This is a genomic window from Stenotrophomonas sp. UBA7606 (genome assembly GCF_002477705.1).
Taxonomy (GTDB): Bacteria; Pseudomonadota; Gammaproteobacteria; order Xanthomonadales; family Xanthomonadaceae; genus Stenotrophomonas.
Window position 1 is genome coordinate 1 of sequence record NZ_DLJW01000039.1, and the last position, 8011, is coordinate 8011.

The window sequence follows — 8011 nt, forward strand, 5'->3', positions numbered from 1 at the left end:
CTGGGCCGCAACACCAACGTGTACCTGGGTTCGGCCGAGCTGGCCGCGATCTGCTCGCGTCTGGGCCGCATCCCGACCAAGGAGGAGTACATGGCGGACATCGGCGTGATCAACGCCAATGGCGAGACCATCTACCGTTACATGAACTTCGACCAGATCAGCGATTACAAGGACGTGGCCGATTCGGTCAACGCCTGAGTGCTAGTTGAGCGGTAACGCGTGAAAGAGAACCCCGGCGCAAGCCGGGGTTTTTCTTTGCAGCTTGCAGTGGCTGGGGCCGCGAAGCGGAAGCTCCCAGTAGTAACGGGCTCAGCCGCAACCCGGGCGCGTGGGTTTTGAAAAAGCCTGTTGCTGTATGTCCACGTAGGGCGCAGCGTTCGCCGCGCCTGGTCCAGTAGCGGTCTGGTATACAGAGGTAGGCACGGCGTAAGCCGAATAGCGGAAGCTGCCGATAGTTGCTGTGTATGCCGCAATGCAGCTTTGGGCGCTTCTAAGGGGCGTGTTGCTGTGGAGCGGGATGCTCCGTGGCTGCTGCCGTCTCTACGGTCGAGCGGGGAGGTGGCAAGCACAGCGCGACCGGTGGACACCGTTCTTGGCGGGAGAGTGCCCATGGGGGATCTGCCGCGCTGTGCTTGCCGAAACTTTGCTTCCCGCAAGCGACTCACTTTTTCAGGCGGTGCCGCCTCAACGTTCGCGGAACGCTTCGCGTGCCTTCAATACGGGTTTCAGCAGATAGTCCAGAACGGTTTTTTCGCCGGTACGGATCTCTACCGTGGCGACCATGCCGGGGATGATTGGCAGGTCCTTGTCGCCAGCATGCAGCGCGCTTTTGTTGGTCAGCACCACAACGCGGTAGTAGGTGGTGTCCGGGCGGCCAGCCGAAGCCTTTTCGTCGTCCTTCAAGGTGTCAGGACTGATGTGCTCCACGGTGCCGGTCAGGCCGCCGTAGATCGCATAGTCGTACGCGGTTATTTTGACAGTCGCCGGCAGGCCAGGGCGCAGGAATGCCACGTCTTTGGGACGAATCTTGCCTTCAACCAGCAATTGTTCCTCCAAAGGTACGATCTCAAGAATATGCTCGCCAGGCTGGATCACGCCGCCTATGGTATTGACCCGCACATTCTTGACCGTGCCGCGCACTGGAGCGGTCACCGTGGTGCGCTCAACCACGTCGGCACGCCCAACCAGGCTTTCGCTGGTCTGCGACAGCTCCATTTCCAGTTTCACCAACTCGGAGTTGGCGTCAGCCCGGTAGCGATTGCGGCGTTCAACCACCTGGGAGCGGATGTCATTGGCCTGTCGGCGCATGCGCAGCAGTTCCACATCCGACAACAGTCCCTTTGCAGCGAGTGGTTCGGCAAGGTCGATCTCGCGCATGGCCAACGCATAGCTGCGATCAAGTGCGGAAACGCTTTCCTCAAGTGCACGCCGGCGCGCGGTGAATGCGCGGGTCTCGCTCTCAACCTCTTCCGGGAATTGCTTTACCTGCTCGTCGAATACCAACGGCTGTCCGTAGGCTTCTGCGCGCAGGCGGGCGAGGGTGGCCTTCAAGCCCACCACTTTGGTGAGTGCTTCGCGGTAGCTGGCATTGGCACGGGTCGGGTCGATCTTGAGCAGCACCTGGCCGGATTCGACGACGTCACCCTCCCGTACCGACATCTCTGCCAGAATGCCGCCCTCAAGGCTCTGGATGACCTGCTCGCGACTGCGCGAGATGACCTTGGCCTCACCTTGGGTGATTTCCTCAACACGGGCCATCGATGCCCAGATCACGCCTACCACGATGATGGCGGCCACGATGTAGCTGACCAGTCGTGAGCCCGGGGTGGTTTGGGAAAGCAGCGATTCCTGTACGTCATTCATGAACGCAGCATCGGCGGCGCTTATTCTTGCGCCTGCACCGCGGCTCTTGTTCAGACCAAACATCAGCGCACCTCCTGCGCTGCAGCGCGTGCGGCCAACACAGTGGTCACGGTCGTCGGCGTGCCGGCTGTCGACTTGCCGCCAAGGGCGGCAAGTACGTTGGCCTTGGGGCCGTCGGCCACGATCCGGCCGCTCTCCACAACTACGACGCGGTCTACCAGGTCCAGTACCGATGGCCGGTGCGTTACTACCACCAGGCTCTGGTTGTGCATGGCACGCTTGAGGTGGTTGAGGAAAACCGCTTCGGTCTGCGTATCCATGGCGCTGGTTGGTTCGTCCATAAGCAGCAGATGGGGACGTGCGAGCAGGGTGCGCGCCAAGGCTATGAGCTGGCGTTGTCCACCGGACACACCGTCGCCCATTTCGCCTATTGGCAGGTTGATGCCGCGTGGGTGCGCGGCGGCCATATGGTCCAGCCCGGTCAGTCGCAGGACGCGCAGCAACTCTTCGGCACTGGCATCGGGGCGACCGAGCATGACGTTGTCGCGCAAGGTGCCATGGAACAGACGTGCATCCTGCCCCACGTAGCCGACGGCCGCGCGCCAATCAGCCGGGTCAATCTGGTTGACATCCAGCCCATCGGTTGAAATGCGGCCTGCCGTGGGCGCGTACAGCCGCGACATCACTCTCAGCAAAGTGGATTTTCCACTGCCGATGCGGCCGAGGATCGCAACGCGTTCGCCTGGTGCGATCTGCAGGTTGATGCCCTCCAGCACAGGAGGATTCGGCTGCATGGGTGGGGCGGGGTAGGCAAAGCCAACGTTCCTCAGCGATAACTGGCCGCTGAGCGCCGGTACGGACAGGTAGTCCTGGCGGGCATCGCGGTCCACGGGCAAGGCCATGAGCTTGTTCAGCGACACCAGCGCGACCTTCGCCTGCTGGAAGCGCACCGCCAAGCCTATTACCTGACCAAGCGGCGCGGTCGCGCGCCCGGCCAGCATCACCGTTCCGATCAGCGCACCCATGCTCAGGTTTCCGGCGCTGATCAGGTAGACACCGGTGATGACCAGCGCCACGGTCTGCAGCTGCTGCAGCAGCGCCACCGTACCGGTTGCCGCGCTGGACAGGCGCCGTGACTTCATGGAAGTGACCGATTGCAGAGCGCTGAAATGTTGCCAGCGGCGCTGCATGCTGGCTTCACCACCCGTGGCCTTCAGGGTTTCCATGCCCTCAATGGATTCGATCAACACCCCTTGCTTGAGGGAGGATTCCCGCAGGTTTTCCTGCATGGTGCGGGCCAAGGGCCATTGTATGCAGATGGAGATGATCAGGATCAGTGGCAGCACCAGCAGCGGGATCCAACCCAGCGGGCCGCCAATGAAAAAGATCACCGCGACGAACAGCAGTACGAATGGCAGGTCTGCCAGTGCGGCCAGCGTTGCGGAAGTGGCGAAATCGCGTACCGATTCAAACTCGCGCAGCTGGTTCGCAAAGCTGCCTGATGACGCTGGTTTGTGTTCCATTCGTACCGAAAGCGCTTGGCGGAACAACATGCTGCCCAGCACCAGGTCGGCCTTCTTTGCCGCCACGTCCAACAGGTGGGCGCGCACAAAGCGGATGACGGCCTCGAACAACATGGCGATGGTGACGCCGATACCCAATGACCACAACGTGACGAAGGCCTGGTTGGGCACCACGCGGTCATAGACATTCATGGTGAAAAAGATGCTGGCGAGCGCCAGCACATTGGCCACAACCGATGCCACTGCAGCGCTCCGGTAGTAGCGCCGGTACCGCCAGAGGGTGCTGAACAGCCAGTGTCCCTTGGCAGGTGGTAGGACCTCATCGTTGCGGTCTTCCTTCTGCGCCCGCGGCTTTACCAGGATGGCATAGCCGGAGTACAGGTCATCCATCTCCTGTTGGGACAGGGTCACCGGTTCATTCGATATCTCCGGCATGACCACGTCATAGCGCAGTTCCTGCTTGTTGTCGGCATTCCGCACGGTGTTGCGCGCCAACAGGATGCAGCCTCCCTGGCCAGCACGAATCAACACCATGGGCATCACCAGGGTTGGCAGCTCGCGCACGTCACGTTTCACAAGGCCACCGGTGAGGCCGGCGTTGTCCAATGCCTGCAGAGCCAGCGATGGCGATAGCGCAGCGCCATGTGCCAATCCGGCCAACAGTGCTTCGTGGCTACGCTGCAGATCGTAGTGCGCACAGATCCAGGAAACGCTGTCGAGCAGCGTGTCACCAATGCGCGTCTGCGTTGGGGGCAAGCAGGGGTCCTGCCCGGCAGCTTGGGTCGGGTGGGTATTCATGGCGGTCCCGTGAGTGATGGGGATTTGTGAGAGAGGCCATGGGCAAGCAATCAACCTTGCCTGTCCTCGGCACGACAGAGAGTCTGGTGCCGTCACGGAAAGCGATGAATAGGATTGGTCCTAGTTTTCATGAATGGGCCACGTTCCGCGTCTCGAGGTGTGCGTAAGCGTTGGTTTACCTGCTGGCATCAGCGCTGCACGGCAGCGAGATACCCAGGCTGCCTGCATCCAAGGCGTGCGCAGATTCAGACGTGTCTCATGTACTGGACCGGGGCTGCTTTCTAGGATTGCGTCCGCTGGATGGCGCGGCCGTCTGCCAACAAGGGCGCGAGCGTTGCCCAAGTTAATCCTTGACTCTTTTGCCAGCAGCGTTTTCCCCACTCCGCCAAACCCCGCGCGTTCGTAGCAGCTGAATGCAGCGCTGTGCGCGGCCGGGCCATTCCGTTGCACGTCGCCGCTCTGACAGCGGCATTCAGAGGTCATCATGGGTAAGTTCAGCCACAAAGTCGCTCGTCCAGGCAAATCTGTGATCCGGAAACCAGCCAGGGGGCTTTCTGTGCTCGCGCTGGCATGCATGGCGGGGCTGACGGGGGCGGCAAGGGCCGATGAAGAATTGCTGCGCTTTGAGCGGGTGGTTGCGCAACGACAGGTACAGGCTGCCGAAGCAGGTGCGGGGCAGGTGGCAGGGGAAGCGCCGGCAGGTGCCCTCAGCAGCTCAGCACAGGTGCTGCAAGCGGTTCGTGAGAGTCTGGCACCGGCCGCTCCGTCGCCGCGGCAGCCGGAGCCGGTGCTGGAGTTCTCGCGGTTGCCTGGTTCCATGCTTCCGGCATCGGAGCCGCTCCAGTCAGTCGGCGTCGACGGAGCGGAAAAGCCCGCTACGGCAGCGCCGGCGCCGCTGCAGGTGGATTGGGCTGCATTGGCACTGCCGGCAGCTGGCGCGGTGGCCGAAGTGCCTGCCAGTCCGTCAGAAGGCGAGCTGCGGGACCTTTTCCTGACACTGGTGGAGGCGGCGGCCGTTCGTAGTCCGGCGGTGAAGCGAGCGCTGGCCGAGCGCGCAGCGTCGGAGGCAGAGGTGAGCGAAGCCAAGGGCCAGCGTTATCCGCAGGTCCAGTTGGGGGCGCAGGGTGCGTCCTGGCAGAGTGGCGGCGGCAACCGCGACAATGGCGCGTCACTGGCGCTGGATGTAACCACTCCGGTGTTCGACTGGGGCCGCATTCGCCGCACGGTGGAGAGCCGGCGGCATATGGTCAATGCTGCTGAGTCGGCGTTGACTGCCGAGCTGGAAACTGCGGCGTACGATGTAAGTGCCAATCTCGTCGAGTTGGGAAAGCAGCGGATAATTGTCAGCCTTGGACAGCGCTATGTTGATCGGATGAGTGAACTGGTGAAGATGCTTGAAGGCATCGTTGCCGTCGACGCTGGACGTGTCAGTGAACTCACCCAGGCCCGGGCACGCTTACTGCAGGCCGAGGCTGCGCGTAGTACCGCAGAAGCGAAGGCGCGCGACATCGAGATCAATCTGCGCAAGCTGGTGGGCGAGAGGCCATTGCCATCGTTGCCGGAGTCCAATCAGTGGCATCTTGGTTCGCCCGATCTGCAGTGGTTGTTGGCGGAATCGACAAACCATCCTGTCGTGCAACAGGCGAGGGCGCAGGCGCGCTCTGCCGACACACAGGCCGACGCGGTGCGTTCGTCGTTGCTGCCCCAGGTCAACTGGGTGGTGAGCAAGAGCACCGCGGACGACGCTTATGGGCGTGAATCGGCATGGCACACCGGTTTGACGCTTTCGTGGAGTGCTTTTCGCGGGGGGTCAGGCCGAGCCGCGGAGCGTGCGGCGCGCATGCGTGCAGAGGCAGGTTGGATGAATGCCGAGCAGCAGGTGCAGGATCTTGAGTACCGCATCCGTGCGGGCAACCAGGATGCGCGCTCACTTGCAGATCGGGCGGATCTGTACCGCGGCTTGTCCATAGAGTCCAACAAGGTGCGCGAGGCCTTCTATGAGCAGTGGTATCACCTGGGACGCCGCACGCTGCTTGACGTACTGAGCTCTGAAACCGAGCATTACAGCAACCAGGTGGGCGAGGTCAGTAATCGGTTTGATGGCTATCAGGCAGTGCTGCGCCAGTATGCAAGTGCGGGAGCGCTGATGCGCTGGCTAACCGCAGAGAAACAGTAGGCTGATTCGCTCCAGCCGTCGAACCTTCCTTCGGCTCGATGATGCGTAGACCTCACAATGATCGGCAATGTTGCCTTCGAAGCCCTCGCGAGAGGGCTTTTTTTTGCCTGTATGTCAGCAGCCCGGACAGTAGTTGGATAGCGATACCCGCAAGGTCACTGCTGGCGTTTCAATCTTGGGTTCTTTTTTTTCCGAAATGGCACGCGCCTTTGAATTTTGCTGGGGGTAATCAGCGGTCGGTTTCAGGTGTCTGTTTTTCGAGTCGAAGTGTCTGTTAATAAAGGATTTTGAGATTAAAAGGATGCCGTTTTAGGACTTTCCTTATTCACCGCCCTTTGCTCCAAAAACATACTTGCCGCCATCAGAAAGTGGCTGATCCATTGGCCGCCCCCTATCAACTGGCCTGCGATCCGTCGGGCCTTCAGAAAACATCAGGCAGGTATCAGGCAATGTCCGTAAGCGTGTCCGTCATCAGTGACAAAACCATAAAGTCGAACAAGGATTTGCGCGCCGTTGATGGCGGCAAGGCTGTCCGCATCAAGGCGGTCTCTGGCGGCAAGTACCTGCTGTCCGAAAATGGCGGTGCTGCGCCGGAGAACATCACCGTAAAGCGTGTTGGCAGGAACCTCCACGTTGCACTGGAAGGCACCGATCCGGATCAGGCAGAGCTGATCATCGAGGGCTTCTTTGATCATCCTGGTGAGTTGGTAGGCCAGGCGGAGGACGGCGCCTACTACGCCTATGTGGCGGTTGATGGCGATACCGACAGCGCAGCCGCGTTCTTGCTGGACGGTGTGTCTTCACCCCTGGCGCTTGGATTCCCTGCTTTGGTCGGATTCGGTGAAGGCCTTGTCGTCGCGGGGGGGCTGCTGCCGGCTGCGTTGGCGGGCCTTGGGGCGCTGGTGGGTGGGGCGATCATCGACCATAACCGTGGTGGTGGCGGAAAAGTGGTGCACAAGCCCGTGCCGGATAACAACGGGATTGATTCCATTGTTGATGACAAGGGGCCGCATAAAGGCGTGGTCGATAATGGCGGTCTTACCGACGACAACCAGCCGACGCTGAGCGGTAGTGGGCAGCGCCCGGGTGACAAGATCGTGATAAGCGACAACGGCAAAGTCATAGGCGACGCCGTGGTCAATGAAAAGGGAGAGTGGACGTTCACTCCCGATGCCGCGCTTCCCGATGGCAAGCATGTATTTGACGTCATCGTGGTCAATCCGGAAGGCAACAGCTCCGGACCGTCAGACAAGGTCGAGATCGTCATTGACACCACTCCGCCAGGCAAGCCGAGCATCGGTAGTGTCGACGACAATGAGGGTTCCATCACCGGTCCGATCGACAATGGCGGCAGCACCGACGACCGTCAGCCAACCCTGTCCGGCAAGGGCGACGCAGGTGACACGGTTACCATCATCGATAATGGCAAGGTTATCGGCGAAGTGCCCGTCGGCAAGGATGGCAACTGGTCGTTCACTCCGGAACTTCCGTTGGACGAGGGTGAGCATGCGTTCGAGGTGGTGATCACTGATCCGGCTGGCAACAGCTCCGAATCATCGGATGAATACGTGGTGGTAATCGACCTCACGCCCCCCGCCAAGCCCGGGGCGGACGAAGCCGTGCTGAGCGACAACGAAGGCCAGGTCACCGG

At 61.1% G+C, this 8011-nt stretch carries 5 protein-coding genes; 3 read left to right on the top strand and 2 right to left on the bottom strand.

Translation table 11 applies throughout. From position 1 onward, the window contains the following. Positions 1-198, top strand: a 198-nt coding sequence (locus tag B2527_RS05630; protein ID WP_293706553.1) for a hypothetical protein, incomplete at its 5' end; no start/stop codon positions are given. Between the two features lie 486 nt (positions 199-684). Here B2527_RS05630 and B2527_RS05635 read toward each other — a convergent pair. Together B2527_RS05635 and B2527_RS05640 are read right to left on the bottom strand one after the other, a co-directional pair. Further along, positions 685-1926 carry an HlyD family type I secretion periplasmic adaptor subunit gene (locus tag B2527_RS05635; RefSeq protein ID WP_293706554.1) on the bottom strand — a complete coding sequence of 414 codons (1242 nt, stop codon included), beginning with the start codon at positions 1924-1926 and terminating at the stop codon, positions 685-687. Continuing rightward, the gene (locus B2527_RS05640) at positions 1926-4142 is read right to left on the bottom strand and encodes a type I secretion system permease/ATPase (RefSeq protein WP_293706555.1); all 2217 of its coding nucleotides are present in this window, start codon (positions 4140-4142) and stop codon (positions 1926-1928) included. Before B2527_RS05640 ends, B2527_RS05635 begins: the two co-directional genes overlap by 1 nt. A 526-nt stretch (positions 4143-4668) precedes the next feature. Between B2527_RS05640 and B2527_RS05645 the strand changes: the two genes are divergently transcribed. Next, positions 4669-6360, top strand: a complete 1692-nt coding sequence (locus B2527_RS05645) for a TolC family protein (protein ID WP_293706556.1) — start codon at positions 4669-4671, stop codon at positions 6358-6360. Between the two features lie 449 nt (positions 6361-6809). Beyond that, positions 6810-8011, top strand: a 1202-nt coding sequence (locus B2527_RS05650) for an Ig-like domain-containing protein (RefSeq protein ID WP_293706557.1), incomplete at its 3' end; no start/stop codon positions are given.